This is a genomic window from Enterobacter sp. WCHEn090032, assembly GCF_003986875.1.
GTDB classification, from domain to species: Bacteria; Pseudomonadota; Gammaproteobacteria; order Enterobacterales; family Enterobacteriaceae; genus Enterobacter; species Enterobacter sichuanensis.
This window is the reverse complement of sequence record NZ_RXRN01000018.1, coordinates 20,704-39,034: the sequence shown is the minus strand read 5'-3', so window position 1 is coordinate 39,034 and position 18,331 is coordinate 20,704. Positions and strand designations below refer to the sequence as shown.

The 18,331-nt window shown below is 53.9% G+C and carries 17 protein-coding genes, 1 tRNA gene and 1 pseudogene; 10 read left to right on the top strand and 9 right to left on the bottom strand.

The features are described 5' to 3' along the window. The first annotated feature begins 27 nt into the window (after positions 1-27). The 4 genes from dsbC to lysS all read left to right on the top strand — a co-directional run bounded on the left by dsbC (position 28) and on the right by lysS (position 5,196). Positions 28-741, top strand: coding sequence for a bifunctional protein-disulfide isomerase/oxidoreductase DsbC (gene dsbC / locus EKN83_RS15745; RefSeq protein WP_025757763.1), 714 nt, complete (start codon positions 28-30; stop codon positions 739-741). A gap of 5 nt (positions 742-746) precedes the next feature. Then, entirely contained in the window at positions 747-2,480 is a 1,734-nt protein-coding gene (gene recJ, locus EKN83_RS15740) for a single-stranded-DNA-specific exonuclease RecJ (RefSeq protein WP_126801261.1), read from the top strand. A 90-nt stretch (positions 2,481-2,570) separates the two neighbouring features. Further along, a protein-coding gene (gene prfB / locus EKN83_RS15735; protein ID WP_095908218.1) for a peptide chain release factor 2 occupies positions 2,571-3,669 on the top strand; the annotation gives its coding sequence in 2 pieces (ribosomal slippage) (positions 2,571-2,645 and positions 2,647-3,669; 1,098 coding nt in all). A gap of 9 nt (positions 3,670-3,678) precedes the next feature. Then, positions 3,679-5,196: a lysine--tRNA ligase gene (gene lysS, locus EKN83_RS15730; RefSeq protein ID WP_126801260.1), complete on the top strand. Its 1,518-nt coding sequence runs from the start codon at positions 3,679-3,681 to the stop codon at positions 5,194-5,196. Between the two features lie 38 nt (positions 5,197-5,234). Here the strand turns inward: lysS and idi are convergent, their stop codons facing one another. After that, the gene (gene idi / locus EKN83_RS15725) at positions 5,235-5,777 is read right to left on the bottom strand and encodes an isopentenyl-diphosphate Delta-isomerase (protein ID WP_025757767.1); all 543 of its coding nucleotides are present in this window, start codon (positions 5,775-5,777) and stop codon (positions 5,235-5,237) included. Between the two features lie 164 nt (positions 5,778-5,941). Here idi and actS point away from each other — a divergent pair, with 164 nt between their 5' ends. The 6 genes and pseudogenes from actS to EKN83_RS15695 all read left to right on the top strand — a co-directional run bounded on the left by actS (position 5,942) and on the right by EKN83_RS15695 (position 9,360). Beyond that, complete coding sequence (gene actS / locus EKN83_RS15720; RefSeq protein WP_375166458.1) at positions 5,942-6,685, top strand: amidase activator ActS; 744 nt, start codon at positions 5,942-5,944, stop codon at positions 6,683-6,685. A gap of 80 nt (positions 6,686-6,765) precedes the next feature. Beyond that, positions 6,766-6,839: transfer RNA gene (locus tag EKN83_RS15715), tRNA-Gly, on the top strand. A gap of 506 nt (positions 6,840-7,345) precedes the next feature. Beyond that, on the top strand, positions 7,346-8,044 hold the full coding sequence (locus EKN83_RS15710; protein ID WP_126801259.1) for a hypothetical protein: 699 nt from the start codon (positions 7,346-7,348) through the stop codon (positions 8,042-8,044). Continuing rightward, positions 8,044-8,472: a hypothetical protein gene (locus EKN83_RS15705; protein WP_312845071.1), complete on the top strand. Its 429-nt coding sequence runs from the start codon at positions 8,044-8,046 to the stop codon at positions 8,470-8,472. Before EKN83_RS15710 ends, EKN83_RS15705 begins: the two co-directional genes overlap by 1 nt. A 116-nt stretch (positions 8,473-8,588) precedes the next feature. Further along, positions 8,589-8,753: pseudogene (locus tag EKN83_RS15700) on the top strand (recombinase family protein); the annotation flags it as partial. Between the two features lie 292 nt (positions 8,754-9,045). Then, entirely contained in the window at positions 9,046-9,360 is a 315-nt protein-coding gene (locus EKN83_RS15695; RefSeq protein WP_025757771.1) for a hypothetical protein, read from the top strand. Here EKN83_RS15695 and EKN83_RS15690 read toward each other — a convergent pair. From EKN83_RS15690 to EKN83_RS15655, 8 genes are all read right to left on the bottom strand, one after another. Next, the gene (locus EKN83_RS15690; protein WP_333088523.1) at positions 9,357-9,617 is read right to left on the bottom strand and encodes a DUF4225 domain-containing protein; all 261 of its coding nucleotides are present in this window, start codon (positions 9,615-9,617) and stop codon (positions 9,357-9,359) included. The genes EKN83_RS15695 and EKN83_RS15690 overlap by 4 nt on opposite strands. Then, positions 9,617-9,943, bottom strand: coding sequence for an NIPSNAP family protein (locus tag EKN83_RS15685; RefSeq protein ID WP_126801274.1), 327 nt, complete (start codon positions 9,941-9,943; stop codon positions 9,617-9,619). The genes EKN83_RS15690 and EKN83_RS15685 overlap by 1 nt, the downstream gene beginning before the upstream one ends. Positions 9,944-10,631: 688 nt before the next feature. Next, complete coding sequence (locus EKN83_RS15680) at positions 10,632-11,444, bottom strand: LecA/PA-IL family lectin (protein WP_126801258.1); 813 nt, start codon at positions 11,442-11,444, stop codon at positions 10,632-10,634. A gap of 357 nt (positions 11,445-11,801) precedes the next feature. After that, positions 11,802-12,872 (bottom strand): ABC transporter ATP-binding protein, encoded by a 1,071-nt coding sequence (locus EKN83_RS15675; RefSeq protein ID WP_126801257.1) that lies wholly within the window; start codon positions 12,870-12,872, stop codon positions 11,802-11,804. Then, positions 12,865-14,634, bottom strand: coding sequence for an ABC transporter permease (locus EKN83_RS15670; RefSeq protein WP_025757776.1), 1,770 nt, complete (start codon positions 14,632-14,634; stop codon positions 12,865-12,867). The genes EKN83_RS15675 and EKN83_RS15670 overlap by 8 nt, the downstream gene beginning before the upstream one ends. A gap of 81 nt (positions 14,635-14,715) precedes the next feature. Then, entirely contained in the window at positions 14,716-15,804 is a 1,089-nt protein-coding gene (locus EKN83_RS15665; protein WP_045285838.1) for an ABC transporter substrate-binding protein, read from the bottom strand. A 168-nt stretch (positions 15,805-15,972) separates the two neighbouring features. Next, on the bottom strand, positions 15,973-16,668 hold the full coding sequence (locus tag EKN83_RS15660; protein ID WP_025757780.1) for a response regulator: 696 nt from the start codon (positions 16,666-16,668) through the stop codon (positions 15,973-15,975). Beyond that, positions 16,652-18,292, bottom strand: a complete 1,641-nt coding sequence (locus EKN83_RS15655; RefSeq protein WP_126801256.1) for a sensor histidine kinase — start codon at positions 18,290-18,292, stop codon at positions 16,652-16,654. Before EKN83_RS15655 ends, EKN83_RS15660 begins: the two co-directional genes overlap by 17 nt. Positions 18,293-18,331 lie beyond the last annotated feature (39 nt).

Sequence of the window (18,331 nt, the reverse complement as noted above, 5' to 3'; positions counted from 1 at the left end):
TGCCGACGAATTGTAACAGGATCAACTATGAAAAAGTCTTTCGCGCTGTTCACCCTGCTGGCAGCCTCATTTACCGGTTTCGCCCATGCGGATGACGCCGCCATTAAACAGTCGCTGGCGAAGCTTGGCGTCACCAGTAGCGATATTCAGCCAGCCCCGGTTGCCGGCCTGAAAACGGTGCTGACCAACAGCGGTGTGCTGTACGTCACCGAAGACGGCAAACATATGATTCAGGGCCCGCTGTACGATGTGAGCGGCGCGCAGCCGGTCAACGTCACCAACCAGCTGCTGATGAAAAACCTGAACGCGCTCGAAAAAGAGATGATCGTCTATAAAGCGGCGCAGGAAAAACACGTTATTACCGTCTTCACCGACATCACCTGCGGCTACTGCCACAAGCTGCATGAAGAGATGAAAGACTACAACGCGCTGGGCATTACCGTGCGTTACCTGGCTTTCCCGCGTGCAGGCGTGCAGAGCCAGCCGGAGAAGGACATGAAGGCTATCTGGTGTGCGAAAGACCGCAACAAAGCGTTTGATGATGCGATGAGCGGGAAAGAGATTAAGCCAGCGTCCTGCGACATCGACATTGCTAACCACTACGCGCTGGGTGTGCAGTTTGGCGTGAACGGTACGCCTGCGATTGTGCTGAGCAACGGTTACGTTGTTCCGGGCTATCAGGGACCGAAAGAGATGAAAGAATTCCTCGATGCCCACCAGAAACAGTTTGGTGGTAAATAATCCGCGTGAAAGCCCCCATAAAATTGCGCCGCCGCGAGGCGGTTGAACCGGTTGATTTGCCAGACGATCTCTCACCGCTGCTGAAGCGCCTCTATGCCAGCCGCGGCGTGCGCCGTGCTGAGGATCTTGAACGCAGCGTGAAAGGGATGCTGCCCTGGCAGCAGCTGAACGGTATCGAAAAAGCGACCGGGATGCTCTACGACGCGCTGCGCGAAGGCACGCGCATTGTGGTGGTAGGGGATTTCGATGCCGACGGCGCAACCAGCACCGCGCTGAGCGTACTCAGCCTGCGCGCGCTGGGCTGCGATAACGTTACCTATCTTGTGCCGAACCGTTTTGAAGACGGCTATGGCCTCAGCCCGGAAGTGGTCGATCAGGCCCACGCCCGCGGTGCGCAGATGATCATGACCGTGGATAACGGCATCTCCTCCCATGCGGGGGTCGATCATGCCCATCAGCTGGGGATCCCGGTGCTGGTCACCGATCACCACCTGCCGGGCGAAACGCTGCCTGCGGCGGAAGCGATCGTTAACCCAAACCTGCGCGACTGTGAATTTCCCTCTAAATCTCTCGCGGGCGTAGGCGTGGCGTTTTATCTGATGCTGGCGCTGCGCACGCTGCTGCGTGATAAAGGCTGGTTTGAATCCCGCGGGATTGCCGTACCCAACCTGGCCGAATACCTCGACCTGGTGGCGCTGGGTACCGTCGCGGACGTGGTCCCGCTCGATACCAATAACCGTATCCTGACCTGGCAGGGCTTAAGCCGTATCCGGGCAGGTAAATGCCGTCCGGGGATCAAGGCGCTGCTGGAGATTGCCAACCGCGACCCGCTCAAGCTGGCGGCAAGCGATCTCGGCTTTGCCCTCGGGCCGCGCCTGAACGCTGCCGGAAGGCTGGACGATATGTCCGTCGGGGTTGCGTTGCTGCTGTGCGATAACATCGGTGAAGCGCGCGTGCTGGCCAACGAGCTGGACGCCCTGAACCAGACCCGTAAAGAGATAGAGCAGGGGATGCAGGCCGAAGCGCTGACCCTGTGTGAAAAGCTCGAGCGCAGCGGCGATACCTTGCCGGGCGGCCTGGCGATGTATCATCCCGAGTGGCATCAGGGCGTGGTCGGCATTCTGGCGTCACGCATTAAAGAGCGTTTCCACCGGCCGGTGATTGCCTTTGCCCCTGCGGGCGACGGCACGCTGAAAGGCTCCGGCCGCTCGATTCAGGGTCTGCACATGCGCGACGCGCTGGAGCGGCTCGATACGCTCTACCCGGGTCTGATGATCAAGTTCGGCGGCCATGCGATGGCGGCGGGTTTGTCCCTTGAAGAGGCGAAGTTCGACGAGTTTCAGCGTCTGTTTGGTGAGCTGGTCACCGACTGGATTGACCCGGCCCTGTTGCAGGGAGAAGTGGTGTCCGATGGCGAGCTCTCACCGCTGGAGATGACGATGGAGGTGGCGCAAATGCTCCGCGATGCGGGGCCCTGGGGGCAGATGTTCCCGGAACCGTTGTTCGACGGTCGTTTCCGTCTGCTGCAGCAGCGTATCGTCGGCGAGCGTCATCTTAAAGTGATGGTTGAGCCGGTCGGCGGCGGGCCGCTGCTGGACGGCATTGCCTTCAACGTGGACACGTCGATATGGCCGGATAACGGCGTGCGCGAGGTTGAACTGGCGTACAAACTGGATATCAACGAGTTTCGTGGTAACCGCTCCCTTCAGATCATCATCGACAATATCTGGCCAATTTAGCGGCAGTAATCTCTATAAAAAAGGGCGTGGATTCGGTACAATCCCGCTCTTATCACCGCATTTTGACTAGTCCATAAAAGAAAACAGACCATGTTTGAAATTAATCCGGTAAAAAACCGTATTCAGGACCTCACGGAGCGCTCTGACGTTCTTAGGGGGTATCTTTGACTACGATGCCAAGAAAGAGCGTCTTGAAGAAGTAAACGCCGAGCTGGAACAGCCGGACGTCTGGAACGAACCTGAACGCGCACAGGCGCTGGGTAAAGAGCGTTCCTCTCTCGAAGCTATCGTAGATACGCTGGATCAAATGGCTCAGGGGCTGGAAGATGTTTCCGGTTTGCTGGAGCTGGCTGTAGAAGCCGACGACGAAGAAACCTTTAACGAAGCCGTGGCAGAACTCGACGTGCTGGAAGAGAAGCTGGCGCAGCTTGAATTCCGTCGTATGTTCTCCGGCGAATACGACAGCGCTGACTGCTATCTCGATATTCAGGCAGGTTCAGGCGGTACCGAGGCGCAGGACTGGGCCAGCATGCTGATGCGTATGTATCTGCGCTGGGCTGAAGCGCGCGGTTTCAAAACCGAAATTATCGAAGAGTCTGAAGGTGAAGTGGCTGGTATTAAGTCCGTCACCATCAAGATCATTGGCGACTACGCCTACGGCTGGCTGCGTACCGAAACCGGCGTACACCGTCTGGTGCGTAAGAGCCCGTTCGACTCCGGTGGCCGTCGTCATACCTCCTTCAGTTCCGCCTTTGTTTACCCGGAAGTGGATGAAGACATCGATATCGAAATCAACCCGGCGGACCTGCGTATCGACGTTTACCGCGCATCCGGCGCGGGCGGACAGCACGTCAACCGTACGGAATCTGCGGTACGTATTACCCACATTCCAACCGGGCTGGTCACGCAATGCCAGAACGACCGTTCCCAGCATAAGAACAAAGACCAGGCCATGAAGCAGATGAAAGCGAAGCTTTATGAGCTGGAGATGCAGAAGAAAAATGCTGAGAAACAGGCGATGGAAGATAACAAGTCTGACATCGGCTGGGGCAGCCAGATCCGTTCTTACGTCCTTGATGACTCCCGCATCAAAGACCTGCGTACCGGGGTTGAAACCCGCAACACGCAGGCGGTGCTGGACGGCAGCCTGGACCAATTTATCGAAGCAAGTTTGAAAGCAGGGTTATGAGGAACCAACATGTCTGAACAACAAGCACAGGGCGCTGACGCGGTAGTCGATCTTAACAACGAACTGAAAACCCGCCGCGAGAAGCTGGCAGCGCTGCGTGAGCAGGGCGTGCCGTTCCCGAACGATTTTCGTCGTGACCATACCTCAGACCAACTGCACGCTGACTTCGACGCGAAAGAGAACGAAGAGCTGGAAGCGCTGAACGTTGAAGTGGCCGTTGCAGGCCGCATGATGACCCGCCGTATCATGGGTAAAGCCTCCTTCGTGACCTTGCAGGACGTCGGTGGCCGCATTCAGCTGTACGTGTCCCGTGACGATCTGCCGGAAGGCATCTACAACGAGCAGTTCAAGAAGTGGGACCTGGGCGATATCCTGGGCGCGAAAGGTAAACTGTTCAAAACCAAGACCGGTGAACTGTCTATCCACTGCACCGAGCTGCGTCTGTTGACCAAAGCCCTGCGCCCGCTGCCGGACAAATTCCACGGCCTGCAGGATCAGGAAGCACGCTATCGTCAGCGTTACCTGGATCTCATCTCTAACGATGAATCCCGTAAGACCTTCAAAATTCGCTCCCAGATCATGGCCGGTATTCGCCAGTTCATGGTTAACCGCGACTTTATGGAAGTGGAAACCCCGATGATGCAGGTGATCCCAGGCGGCGCGTCTGCGCGTCCGTTCATCACCCATCACAATGCCCTGGACCTGGACATGTACCTGCGTATCGCGCCGGAACTGTACCTGAAGCGTCTGGTAGTCGGTGGTTTTGACCGCGTGTTCGAGATCAACCGTAACTTCCGTAACGAAGGTATCTCCGTTCGTCATAACCCAGAGTTCACCATGATGGAACTCTATATGGCGTATGCAGATTATAAAGACCTGATCGAACTCACCGAATCCCTGTTCCGTACGCTGGCGCAGGATATTCTGGGCACCACCCAGGTCCCTTACGGTGAAGAAGTCTTCGATTTCGGCAAGCCGTTCGAAAAACTGACCATGCGCGAAGGTATCAAGAAATACCGTCCGGAAACCAACATGGCGGATCTGGATAACTTCGATTCTGCAAAAGCGATCGCCGAAAGCATCGGCATCAAGGTTGAGAAGAGCTGGGGTCTGGGTCGTATCGTGACCGAGATCTTCGAAGAAGTGGCCGAAGCGCACCTGATTCAGCCGACCTTCATCACCGAGTACCCGGCTGAAGTTTCTCCGCTGGCGCGTCGTAATGACCAGAACCCGGAGATCACTGACCGCTTTGAATTCTTCATCGGCGGCCGTGAAATCGGCAACGGCTTTAGCGAGCTGAACGATGCGGAAGATCAGGCTCAGCGCTTCCAGGACCAGGTGGATGCGAAAGCGGCAGGCGACGACGAAGCGATGTTCTTCGACGAAGACTACGTGACCGCGCTGGAGCACGGTCTGCCACCAACGGCGGGTCTGGGGATTGGTATCGACCGCATGGTGATGCTGTTTACCAACAGCCACACCATCCGTGACGTGATCCTGTTCCCGGCGATGCGCCCGGTGAAATAAGTCGAACCGACGTAAAAAAAGCCCCGAAAGGGGCTTTTTTATTGCGCGGCGAACGCTCTTAGGGCGTCTCGCGCGGCCGTCGCTTCCAGCACCATCCACGGGCTAAAGCTCCAGGGCGCGGCATCGAGGGCGTGGAATAACGACTCCAGCGTAACCCATTCGAACGCCATCACTTCATCGTGATTAATCCGCAGCTCGCTGGTGATGCGTGCTGCGAATACCGGGCAAATCTCGTTTTCAACGATCCCGGAAGGATCGGTTTCGCGGTAACGAAACTCGGACGCCACGGGGGTAATATCGGTAATTTCAGCGCCGATCTCATAGCGGCAGCGTCGGATAATGGCCTCTTGCGTCTCTTCACCCGATTGCGGATGCCCGCAGACGGAGTTCGTCCAGACGCCCGGCCAGGCTTTTTTGCTTAACGCGCGCCGGGTTACCAGACATTCACCGTTGTCGTTAAACAACCAGGAGGAGAACGCCAGATGCAGAGGGGTTTGGGTCGTGTGCGCGGCGTACTTTTCCTGAGTGCCGATCACCTTTCCCTGGTCGTTTACCAAAATAACGTGTTCTTGAATACTCATTCCTGCTCCAGTGCCAACGATGCGGATGGTTCTGCACCATCAGCAGAGCAGCATTATACGGCATTCTTATACGAACGGTTTGTCTCCAGGAGCGGAAAAGGGCTGACCCTTCACTCTTCAGGCTGGTATTATAGGGCGCCATTCACGCTGACCGAGGATCTGTTTTGTTTGCAGGAAGCCTGATGAGAAAACCCATCACCGCCATTTTTTGTCTGACGCTGACGCTATTACTGGCAGGCTGTTCAGGAAGCAAATCATCGGATATGGGCAGCTATACCGGTTCGGTCTATACCGTTAAGCGCGGGGATACGCTGTATCGCATTTCGCGTGCGACCGGGACCAGCGTGAAGGATCTGGCACGGCTCAATAATCTCTCTCCGCCTTACACTATCGAGGTGGGGCAGAAGCTGAAGGTTTCCGGCGGTTCGTCCGCAGGCAAAAAATCCTCCTCGAAGGGCAAAACCGCGAAAGTGACGCCGTCTTACGCGGTGCCGCAGTCTTCCTGGCCGCCGGTTGGTCAACGCTGCTGGATCTGGCCGGCCAGCGGTAAAGTGGTGTTGCCGTACTCCCTTTCTGAAGGTGGCAACAAAGGTATTGATATCGCTGCCGCACGCGGTACGCCGGTTTATGCCTCCGGTGCCGGGAAGGTGGTTTATGTCGGTAACCAGCTGCGCGGCTACGGTAACCTGATCATGATTAAGCACGGCGAGGACTACATCACCGCCTATGCGCACAATGACACCATGCTGGTCAACAACGGACAGAACGTGAAGGCAGGGCAGAAGATTGCCACGATGGGCAGCACAGGCACGGACACGGTGAAGCTGCATTTCCAGATCCGCTATAAGGCGACGGCCATCGATCCGCAGCGTTATCTTCCTGCGCCCGGCAGCAAACCGAAGTGCTAAGTGATTATTTTATCGCCGGTTAGTGGTGAAGAGGCTTGTATGAAGAAGCGTAAGGTCTATAATGCCTTACGCACCTCAAAGCGGGCGTAGTTCAATGGTAGAACGAGAGCTTCCCAAGCTCTATACGAGGGTTCGATTCCCTTCGCCCGCTCCAGCCCTTTAAAAGCCTTGTAACTCATTGAGTTAGCTCTAAGGCGATGTGACCAAAGTACCGCTATTTACCCTGAAAGTTGTCGCGATTTGTTGAACGGTGAACAGGGAGTTTAGTAAAGCGCTGGCGGTCGTTCCACTGGTCATACCGCGATAGCCCAACATGAACTGAAAGCCGCACATCCGGCATGATTCCCTGAAACTTACAGCGAGGCACTTTTTGCCCGATGCTCCCTTATGCCACCCGTCGAGATGACGTTGCAGGGAATAAACAGTTTTTTCGTACCTGCGAGCGATATGCAGGCTCTGTCTCCGTCTGGCTCACGGTTCCTTAGCGATACACGAGCGCCCTGATAAACCCCGCTGTCTGACATAACCCTGATGATGTCGCTGCGTTCCGCTTGATGTTGTATCACCAATCGGGCATTAGGCTTGCTTTTCCTACCGTCTGGACTGGTTTAAAAATAGGCTATAACACTGGCAACATAGATCTTTCAAGGAGATGGAAGGATGAGCACCAGAGCGGAGATAAAGGATGGGGCGCAGTTTGACGTTTTGCGCAGGGGGATCATTTATACTGAGGTGCTTGGCTGGGTTGACGTGGGGCATGCTCGGGGTAGTGATATCATGGAGCTTAAAAGCCAGTTTATCGCGGGGGAGCGTAGCGGTAAGCCTTCCTACATAGTGATGTATCGGCAGGATATGCACTTTGTGAAATTCAATTCACAATTCGGCGTAGGCAAGCTCTCCCGCTGGGAGATTAAACGTGGCCGGAGTACCGAGGATATTAACAGAATCATGCTGGCGATGATGATGAATACAGCAGCTCGATTTGAAGGCTTGCAAAGCCTGCGAGCTTTCTCTTGGTACACTGATAGTGGCTTTAGTGGTGAAGACTTGGTTTCTGATCTGTTCGGATTCCATCGAGCTATTATGCCGGGACGGTACGGCTACCGCCTTAAACCCGTCAGTTATGATGCCGCTGTTCGTCGCTGGGATCATTACGGTGCTATTGGTTCCCATAAAAATCATGGTTTCCGTCCGATTCTGTTCCCTGACCCTGACGATCCGTGTGTGCGTCACCAGCCGTATACGGTGAACCTGCCGCATTTTATGACATGGCTGAGGCCGTGGGATGATTTTACCTCTGGTATTGTCAAAGTTATTACAGACAATGGAATGTCACTTGGTTACACAAAGGTGAAGTGATGATTCGTAAATTATTTAAATGGAGCGTCTTGGTATTAATTACGGTTGTTATCCTCTGCTGGTTATTTGTCTATTTTGTTGCATCCGGTATCAATGAAGCGACCACATACACTGAAAATGATTTTTTCAATTATCACTCCCTGACTGATAAAGATATTGAAAAGGCCCCGCGTATATCGAACGATTATTACTTTGAATCGTACCCCGGCGATGGATACGCCCCCTCAAACACGATCATTTTTAGGGGGGTATCTGGTATTGAGCCGTTGAGGGCTTATTTGACTAAGTTGGGCTATACCAGACAGAGAGGCGGATCGAGGGAGGCGGAGATATGGACGAAGGCTGAACAGATGAATAGTGATCTCTTTTACCTGCGCTATGATGCTGCTACTAGTGAAGCAGAACTAACAAAGGAACTGAATAACTGAATGTCCGCTATTGGTTGAACCGACCCGGCATGATTGATAGTCTGAGATTAATCCCAATACTAAAATCAGGCCGGACATGGGCTACTACAAAAAGTAAGACGCAGGGAAGCGCCAGTATGTCGAACTCCATTTTCGGCTACGGGCGTGTCTCTACCACTCAGCAAGATACGGAGAACCAGGGGTTGGAGCTTGAGCAAGCTGGTTGGACGTTTGACTTTTGGTTTGCCGATATTGTTAGCGGGAAAGTTCAAGCAATTCAGCGTAAGGCGTTTGCTGAAATATGCCCCGGTAGCTACAGCTTCGGCTCTGCCAGTGCTACGCTCCGCTTGCTGTGTGTACCACTAATGGGGCTTTACGGCTGCTATTGTCTGGAATCTGATAAATAGCATAAACGTCACATCATGGGTCGTTAACTTTAAATCGACGCAATTCCTTAGCACCATCCAGAAGATAAGAAAGGGGAGATAGAGTCTGCAGAAAAGTTTCGGCTGGATTGCTGTAAGGTTCATCATTATGATTGCTTGCACAATCAACGATTGAGAAAACACTTCTGGGGATAAGGGACAAGACGATATGAAAGTGACTGATGAAGCTTTGTTACGTTCAGGGTTTTCTCCATCGGATTTGCAGAAGATAAAAAACAACGTAGAAAGCTATAGTGGAACGTTGGGGAATGCCATCAGGGACTTGGCCAGGCGTTTTATTCTCGCTGTGTGGGTTGTATCAGGTTGCCTTGCTGTATTCATTTTTCTGTTGATATTCGCATCTGAGCAGAGTGTTTTCTCTGGTGCTATTGGCCTTTCTTGTGGAGCAGCGGTTGCAATTTTTATACAACCGCCTGTGCTTGCTTATAAATCCTGGCGATTCTGCAGGGTGAATAAATCTTAATCAACTGTTATCAGTTGCAGAAACTCAAAAATCACTTTCGCTTTGACACCATATCCAGCGATTTTCATCGTTAGCCTGGGCTTGCTCATTGTGTCAACTTTCCGGTAGTAATTACGCGGCAACCAACGAAATAATTGCCAGGCCCCAGGTTTCCTTGCTAAGCCGAAGATGTTATAGACACTCGCCCCCAGAGTCACCGCATTATAAAAAGCTAACCCATTTTTTGAGCTAAACCCCAAAAATTGTGCGGCTTCCATTATCCCCTCAGCCCTTCCACACTTTCTGATGGCAGATTCATCACTGTTTTAATGCTGGTTTCGATGCTACGAATAATGTCTTCACGTGGACCGTTACGCCAGTCAGCACTTGCGTAAAAAGTTTCAAGAACCGTAGCCATGCTTTCAGCACTATCAAAGGCGCGGATAAGGTAGTAGCAATCCGGGTCATGCAGCGAGTTACCAAACGCAACAACATCGATCTTGTGGCGTTGGTGAAGGGGTACACTGATTTCCTGCATGATGGCTTGAAAAGCTGCTCCGGTGCCTTTGTGCAGTGTGTATTGCAGTATCTCAACTGTTCTCAAATTATCATCTCCGTTGGTTGCCACCCGGCAGTTCTTTATTAATAGAGATTAAAGTAAACGGAATTGATCCGCGAGACCACAAGTAATCGAAGGGCTTTCCGTAATCAAAGCAGCAATATGTGATTCAAACACGTAGTAAAGCGCTATGCCGCGTTTTTAGCATGGGGCAGGTTCAGCCCAGTCACGGTTCAAAAGAGTCACGTTTATCCGCGGCGATTCAGTGTTCCGTAAATTAACCAGACAGGTCTTGTATCATTTATTGATAGTGCGGCAGTACTATTGCGTTGCCTTTTAATTAAACAGGGAAGTGCTTTGCTCAATGCAGGTAGTGACTCTTTCATGGTGTGCTTTTTCAGGCACCATGCTCTTTTTATTAAAGGAATACGCTTTTTCAAACGCAGGTTCGCAACCCGGAATCCCCCATTGGTGTTTATTAGGCATGAAGTATGTTACTTCCGCTCAGGTACCCTGACCTGGAATCGGTAAGCGTCTTGCTTACGGATGGCGTTAATCGAGACGTGTCTTGTTTCAACGCACTGGCGATCCTGAGAAGATAGACAACATAACAAAGAGTAATGCCGTGTGTGTTTATTGCCTGTTGGTGTAGCGCATATCTCATCATATGCGCTACACAATTTTTTACGGCTCTCCAGCATCTCGCTGAACAGAAAACTGATATTTCAGGAGATTAACCCTTAATTTTTAGTTCCTTGATGCGGAAATCATTCCCCATACTGGCTGCAACATGGCTGACTACCTCGAGTTCAGCTTTACTGCCTGTGGCTTTGAATTTACCACTCAGGGTTATCCATTCGTTCGCTTGCTTCAGTTCTAACGGTGCGGAAATATCTTTGCCGTCAGCACGGAGAGAAATTTTTGGCGCTTCATATTTTCCAATAATGCGCGCAGCTTTCACCGTCCAGGTATATTCATGCCCGGCAGTAAGACCTGCCAGCGTCTTTTTGAGGATCACGCCGGCGTGGTTTTTGTTGGCATTGGTAATGAACTCGACGGCGCGGGTGCTGGCATCAACCAGGTAAAGATCGTGCCCGGCCGGTCCCGCCTGCCAGCTATTCCAGTTATCACGTTCGAAGTTGGTTAAATCTTCAAACGGTGCTGCCGTCGAGGCCGAAATATCCGCCTCGCGATAAACTTCAACGCTGAATTCACCCGAATTATCTTTGTACTGGTCTTTACCGTCGGCAAAAATCAGCGTCAGAGTGCCTTCAGCTGGAACTGACCAGCGATATTTATGGTTGCCAACTGGCCAGGCATCCTTACCGATCCGTGCCTGAAGCGAAGGATTACGTACCGTCAGCGTTTCACCCTCTCTGGGAATGCGTCCCTGAGGGGCGGTCAGTGCAAACGTTTCAATCCCATTCCGGGCCCAACCACTGGCCAGAATGGTAATTATCTCTCCCGCTTTGAGGAATATCCCTGTGTTTGTTCCTTCGGCATTTTTAGCGTCAACTTTTCCTGACCAGATTAAATTTTCGCTCATGTCTTACTCCTGTGACATCGTGGTGCGTCAATACACCTTTTCAAATATCCATACAAAAAGAGTGAATTTAAAACTCTTCGGTTATTTGCCTGATAAGGTGAGTGAATAGTTCACGATATTATCGTATTCACTTCCTGCTTCTTATCGGCTCGAATGAGAATAGTCAGGGGGGATCTATATTTCAAAAGTCTGAATCATTTATGCCGGGTTGCATTTTTATAATTCATTAAAAAGTAAAAGCTATTTTCCATGATATTAAGAATAATCTGAACTTAGAGAGTAAAAAAGAACGCTGCCCTTTTGTTTTTCCATTCCTGTTTCTGCACATAAAAAAGGCTGCATTACGCAGCCTTTTTATTAGTTTTTAGGAAACACCCATACATGCTTCTCCGGCAGCGAAAGATGGCAGTGCTGTGGATCCCGCACCTCATGCCCGTACGCGCGGATCACAAAGTCATCCCCCGCCGTACGGAACAGGTACTCCCAGCGGTCGCCGAGATACATGCTGGTGAGCAGCGGCAGCTCAAGCTGGTTTTCCCCAGGCCCCTCGACCACCGCGACGCGCTCGACGCGGATCACCGCCGTGGCGTCATCACCACTCTGCACCCCTTCGCCCGCCTGACCCCACAGCACCCAGCCTTTGCCCTCGATGCGCGCTCTGCCGTCGCGCACTTCAGTGACCTTACCGTGCAGGCGATTGTTGCTGCCCATAAACTCGGCGGTAAACAGCGTTTTCGGCGAGCCGTACATCTCCTGTGGCGTGCCTTGCTGTTCGATCTTTCCGTTGTTCAGCAGAAGGATGCGATCGGAAATGGACATCGCTTCATTCTGGTCGTGCGTCACCATCAGCGCCGATAGCCCGAGCTTGATAATCAGCTCGCGCAGGAACACGCGGGCCTCTTCGCGCAGCTTGGCGTCGAGGTTGGAAAGCGGCTCGTCCAGCAAAATCACCGGCGGGTTGTAGACCAGCGCCCGGCCAATCGCCACGCGCTGCTGCTGCCCACCGGAGAGCTGGTGCGGGTGACGTTTGCCAAGATGGCCCAGACCCAGCTGGTCCAGCACGTCCTGCACGCGCTGCTGGATCTCTTTGGCCGGAACTTTGCGCAGCTTGAGCGGATAGGCCACGTTCTCAAACACGGTTTTGTGCGGCCACAGGGCGTAGGACTGGAACACCAGCCCCAGGTTACGCTCTTCCGCCGGGACCTCACTGCGCGGCGTGCCGTCGTAAACTTTATTTTTACCAATCACAATCGAACCCTGGGTCGGCTTTTCCAGACCCGCGACGGCACGCAGCAGGGTGGTTTTGCCGCTGCCGGATGGGCCCAGCAGAGAGACCACTTCGCCGCGCTTCAGGTTCATGGAGACACCTTTTAAAACAGGATTGTCGCCGTAGGTTAAGTGCAGATCGTCAACCGCTAATTCAATCATGTATTTTCACTCCGAAACGAAGGGCAATGCCCAGACCTACCACGACAAGCAGGATGTTAATGAAAGAGAGCGCCGCCACGATATCAATGGCGCCTGCGGCCCAGAGGGAAACCAGCATCGAGCCGATGGTCTCCGTGCCGGGTGACAGCAGGTACACACCCGTTGAGTATTCGCGTTCAAAGATCAGGAACATCAGCAGCCACGAACCGATAAGACCGTAGCGGGAGAGCGGAATGGTGACGTGGCGGGTGATCTGTCCGCGCGTCGCCCCGGTGCTGCGCGCCGCCTCTTCAAGCTCCGGCCCCACCTGCAGCAGCGTGGAAGAGATAAGCCGCAGGCCGTAGGCCATCCACACCACGGTATAGGCCAGCCAGACGCTGAAAATGGTACTGCGAAGGGAACGCAGCCAGACGATGACGTTTTCGCGCATCCAGTCAGTCCAGGCAAAACCGGAAAGCCAGCCGGATTTCAGCGAGTTATCCAGCCACATCGGCAGGAACAGGAACACCCACAGGAAGGCCAGGCCCGCCAGCAGGCCTGGCACCGCGCGCGGTACCAGCACGCTGTAATCGAGGAAACGCGTGGTGTTGTCCGGCTTACGGTGCATCGCAATACCGACAAACAGATAGCAGACTACCGCCAGCGCACCGCCAATCACCCCGATCGCCATAGAGTTGATAATGGCGCGCAGCAGGTTGGGCTGCGCCCAGATGGTGCGGAAGGTGTTCAGCGAAAGCTCATCCCACAGCGAAACGCCCACGCCCCAGTTGGAGATAAACGCGCGCAATACCACGCCGAGCAGCGGAACGCCGATGGTCACGGTAAGCCAGAAGGCAATCACCGCGCCAGCAACCCAGCGCCATTTACCCAGCGGTAGCGCGCGGGCCTGCGAGGCCTTCCCCTTCATGGTGACGAAGCGGTTGGCGGTACGCATCAGGCGTCGCTGGAGCATCACCAGCGGGATGGTGATACAGATCAGCACCACGGCAACCGCTGCCATCAGGTTATAGGAGGGGGTACCCATCTTGTTCGTCAGCTTGTAGAGATAGGTCGCCAGCACCATGTTGCCTTCCGGGTCGCCGAGGACCAGCATCAGGCCGAACACTTCCAGCCCGAGGAAGAACAGCAGCACGGTGGCGTACAGCACTGACGGGCGCACCATCGGCAGGCTGACGGAGGTCATTACCTGCCAGGGAGACGCGCCCGCGGTGCGCGCGGCCTCTTCCACATCGGAGCCCACGCTGCGCAGCGCTGACGAGATATACAGATAAGCGTGCGGGACGTGCGTCAGGCCGGCAATGACCACAATGCTCGACATGTCGTAGATGTTCCACGGCACAAAGCCAATCAGCGCTTCAGCCCACTGGGAGAGAAAGCCCACCGGACCGGCGGCCACCACGTAGCCAAAGCCCAGAACCATCGGTGAAACGAAAATCGGAACCAGGATCAGCGGCTCAATCAACCGGCGACCGGGCAGGTCGGTACGCACCATCAAAAAGGCCAGCACGCCGCCCAGCGGGATAGAGATAAACACCAGCCCGAAGGCCAGAATAAAGCCACTCTTCAGGGCCTTATAAAAATCAGGGTCGGTGAAAATAAAATCAAATGATTCAAAGCTCCACTCTTTTGACGGCGAAAAGAAGGGGGCGGACAGGAAGCTCTGTATCACGATAAACGACAGCGGCGTATAGATAACCAGAGCGGTTATCAGCACGACGATGCCGCGCGGCAGGCTTTGCCACTTTCTGCGTAATGTATTCATGGGGTATCCCTGGTATTGCAGCCCAGAAAAACGAACTCAGGTCGATAAGGGAGCGCGGCGGCTTGCGCCGCGCTCAGACGCTTATTTGCCGGCGGCGGTACGCCACTCTTTGATGTACTCCAGGCGTTTTTTCGGCTGCAGGTATTCCAGCAGCGTTTCATCAACCGGGATCGGCTTCAGCGCGTTGCCGAGGATTTTGGTCAGGCCGTCGATATCATTTTTCCCTTCGATATCGTTACGAATGGACGGAATGTCCGCCTGATTGGCCAGAATGCTTTGCCCTTTTTCAGAGAGCACGTAGTCGAGCCACAGTTTGGCCGCATTGCTGTTTTGCGACTGCTGGCTGATGAACGACACGCGCGACAGCACCAGGGTGTAATCCTTCGGATAGGCGATGCCGAGTGACGGATCGTTCTTCGCACGCGCTTCAGCATAGGATCCAAGGATATTAAAGCCGATCAGGTTTTCACCGGAGGAGACACGCTCCATCATGGTGCCGGTAGACGACTGCACCGATAAGCCCCCTTTGGCGACGTCGGCCAGGGTCTTAAAGTAGTTTGGATCGGCGTTGTGATCCTGCACCGAGAGCATAAAGCCCAGACCCGATTTTTCGATGTCATAGGTGGTGACTTTGTTCTTGAATTTGTCCGTCTGGCTGGCGATAAGCTTCGCCAGCGCGGCGTGCGAATCCGGCACGTCGCCCGCCGGGATCAGGCGCTTGTTGTAGATAAAGACCACCGGCTCATAGGTGGTGCCGTAGGCCTTATCTTTCCAGACCGCCCATTTCGGCAGCTGGCTCTGTTCCGGGGATTTGTACTCCATGGCGTAGTCGGTGGCGAGCTTCAGCCCGGTGTCCATCGAGGAGCTCCAGACCACGTCGCCGCTCACGCCGCCCGAGGCCTGTTCGCTGATGAAACGGTTGTACAACTCGGTGCTGTTCATGTCGTTGTATTCGACTTTGATGCCCGGGTAGGTTTGTTCGAAGCCCTGGATCAGCGGTCCGGCGGCTTTGATGTCGGTGGTAGAATAAATGACAACCTTGCCCTCTTTCGTGGCGGCATCGACCACTTTTTGGTACTCAGCAGGATAGCCCTGCGGCAAGGCGGACAGTGCAGAAGCAGAGAACAGTACAGTAGCGGTAAGCAGAGAAATTCGGAACGTGTTCGACATTATAGTTAACCTTTTAGTTACATTTGAGGAACTAATTGTCAACATAGCGTATCGGGCTCTCCCCACAATAGGGGGGAGCGGATAATGATTCCGAAGTGTGATTGTCGCCGTCGTTTCAGCAATTAACACCATAAAATCCGCGAACGTTAGCCAACGAACGGTTGCGGATTACGGTTTATCGGGGGCTTTGCGGTATAACCTGCGCGGATGGCCAATATTGCCATACAGCATTTCGATATTAATCAACCCGCTCTCCACGCAGTATTCAAGGTAGCGACGCCCCGTGGTTTTGCTGATCCCTACGTTTTCCACCACCTCTTCAACCGACATCGCACTGTCGGGATGGTCGGCGAACAGGCGTTTAATCCGCTCCAGCGTCTGGGGTTCAATGCCCTTTGTGGATGGCGCAGGTGAGGACTCCGCGGCCGGCAGGTTAAAGAGGCGATCCAGCGCATGCTGGTCGACCACCTTCACCTGCTGCACGGTGTGGATGAAGCGCATAAACCGCTCCAGCGAAGCGTGCAGACGCTGGAAAAATACGGGCTTTATCAGGTAGTCAAACGCGCCGCTGCGCATGGCGTGGCTGCAGGTTTGCATATCGCTGGCGGCGGTGATGAAGATCACCGAGCATTCATAGCTTTTTAGCAGCGGGTTATCGATTAACTCCACCCCTTTACCGTCCGGAAGATAGTTATCCAGCAGGATAAGCCGCGGCTGATGCTGACGAATCAGGCTGCAGGCCTGCTCAATCGACGCGGCGATTCCCACCACGCGCAAATGAAAATTCTGCTCAATATACTCGCGATGCAGCTCCGCCAGGTGCGGCTCATCTTCAACTATCACAACATCAAGTGGTCGGGTCATGCTGTTGTCCATTCGGAATAAACACAGAAAAAATCGTGCCCTGCGGCGTGTTATCGGCAATCTCAATACTGCCGCCCGCCTTATCGATATAGCCTGCCACCAGGAACAGGCCAATACCGTGCTCGGTGCCCACAATGTCGTTTTCACGTTCCGGCTTGCTGCTGAACCCCTGACGGAAAATATGCGGCTTTAGCGCATCCTCCACGCCGCAGCCTCTGTCGGCCACCTCGATCAGCAGCTCCTGGTTACGGTCAGAGATGTAGAGTTCTACCGGGGCGTGGACCTGGGCGTTGAGGGTCGCATCTACGGCGTTATCCAGCAGATTACCAATAATGGACATCAGCTCCGTTTCACTCAGCGCGGCAGGCATTCGGGTGAGCTGGCAGGCGGGATCAAACTGCAGTTCGATGCCTTTTTCGCGCGCGCTGACATATTTACCCAGCAGCAGCCCGCACAGCGCCGGGGAGACAAAACGGGCAGAGACAAAGTCCAGTACGCGCTGCGCGCCTTCTGACTGCACCTGGATGTAACGGATCGCCTCATCATAGTGTTTCATCTGCAGCAAGCCCACCAGCGTGGCGGTCCAGTTCAGCTGTTCGTGACGCATAATGCGCAGGTTATCCGCATAGCGTTTGATCTGACTAAGCTGGCTGCTGAGGGTGTTGATGTCATTTTTGTCGCGAAAGCTATACACCCAACCGCTTTCAACACCGGGCTCGACCTCAATGGCGACGCGGTTGACGATCACCTCCCGCTGGTTCAGCACGGCAATCTGGTCATGGCTGCCGCTGCTCACCGAGGCGTAACGCTGGGATAAAAAGCCCGGAGATGTCTGCAGAACGTCTTCCAGCGGTTTGCCGATAAGCTCTTTCTCACTTTGACGAATATCCAGCATTTCGCGGGCGGCGCGGTTAATTAAAATCAGCTGCTTCTCTTCATTGACGGCAAATACCCCTTCATACATGGCTTCTAATAGCGCCCGCTGCTGCAAAACCAGCTGAGCGATATCTTTTGGCTCCAGCCGGAACATCTGTTTTTTTAAATTGCGGGTAAACAGCCAGGAGAACATAAACAGCAACAGCAGAAGCGCAATGCCGTACAGTCCGGACTGCCACAGAATGCGGGCGTTAATGTTGGCAATATACGACGTCAGATAGCCGACCGAGACAATGCCGATGACCTGATGCTGGGCGTTGAAGATGGGCGCTTTGCTGCGCAGCGACACGCCAATCCCACCCTGACGCACGGAAATGATGGTTTTACCCTTTAATACCTCCGCGTTATCCCCTCCGATCATCGGTAAATTAATGCGCTCCGGAGATTCCGAATGGTAGAGGTGCTGCTCGCGGGTATCGCCAATCACAATATAGCTGGCATCGCTTTCGACACGCAGCGGCTGAATCAGCCGGGCGATGCCCGGAATATCTCTGGCGGCCACCTTGTCAGCCAGACCCGGCATCAGCGCAATCTGGCTGGCCTGAACCCGGGCGCGCTGGCCGAGATCGTGATGAAGCTGCCGGTCAATAAAATGAAACAGGATGGTTCCCAGCAGAACTAACAGCAGGCAGGAGAAGCACACCAGCGCTAAAAACAGCTTTACCTGAAATGAGAGTCTGCGTTTCATTCAACCTGCGACAGTGTTGTAAAAGTGACATTTGCCGAG

What these genes read in the sequence shown, in the direction of transcription:
- dsbC (WP_025757763.1), top strand. Translation starts at nt 28, where the DNA reads ATGAAAAAGTCTTTCGCGCTGTTCACCCTGCTGGCAGCCTCATTTACC.
- lysS (WP_126801260.1), top strand. Translation starts at nt 3,679, where the DNA reads ATGTCTGAACAACAAGCACAGGGCGCTGACGCGGTAGTCGATCTTAAC.
- idi (WP_025757767.1), bottom strand. Translation starts at nt 5,777, where the DNA reads ATGAGTATTCAAGAACACGTTATTTTGGTAAACGACCAGGGAAAGGTG.
- EKN83_RS15710 (WP_126801259.1), top strand. Translation starts at nt 7,346, where the DNA reads ATGAGCACCAGAGCGGAGATAAAGGATGGGGCGCAGTTTGACGTTTTG.
- EKN83_RS15705 (WP_312845071.1), top strand. Translation starts at nt 8,044, where the DNA reads ATGATTCGTAAATTATTTAAATGGAGCGTCTTGGTATTAATTACGGTT.
- EKN83_RS15695 (WP_025757771.1), top strand. Translation starts at nt 9,046, where the DNA reads ATGAAAGTGACTGATGAAGCTTTGTTACGTTCAGGGTTTTCTCCATCG.
- EKN83_RS15690 (WP_333088523.1), bottom strand. Translation starts at nt 9,617, where the DNA reads ATGGAAGCCGCACAATTTTTGGGGTTTAGCTCAAAAAATGGGTTAGCT.
- EKN83_RS15680 (WP_126801258.1), bottom strand. Translation starts at nt 11,444, where the DNA reads ATGAGCGAAAATTTAATCTGGTCAGGAAAAGTTGACGCTAAAAATGCC.
- EKN83_RS15675 (WP_126801257.1), bottom strand. Translation starts at nt 12,872, where the DNA reads ATGATTGAATTAGCGGTTGACGATCTGCACTTAACCTACGGCGACAAT.
- EKN83_RS15670 (WP_025757776.1), bottom strand. Translation starts at nt 14,634, where the DNA reads ATGAATACATTACGCAGAAAGTGGCAAAGCCTGCCGCGCGGCATCGTC.
- EKN83_RS15665 (WP_045285838.1), bottom strand. Translation starts at nt 15,804, where the DNA reads ATGTCGAACACGTTCCGAATTTCTCTGCTTACCGCTACTGTACTGTTC.
- EKN83_RS15660 (WP_025757780.1), bottom strand. Translation starts at nt 16,668, where the DNA reads ATGACCCGACCACTTGATGTTGTGATAGTTGAAGATGAGCCGCACCTG.
- EKN83_RS15655 (WP_126801256.1), bottom strand. Translation starts at nt 18,292, where the DNA reads ATGAAACGCAGACTCTCATTTCAGGTAAAGCTGTTTTTAGCGCTGGTG.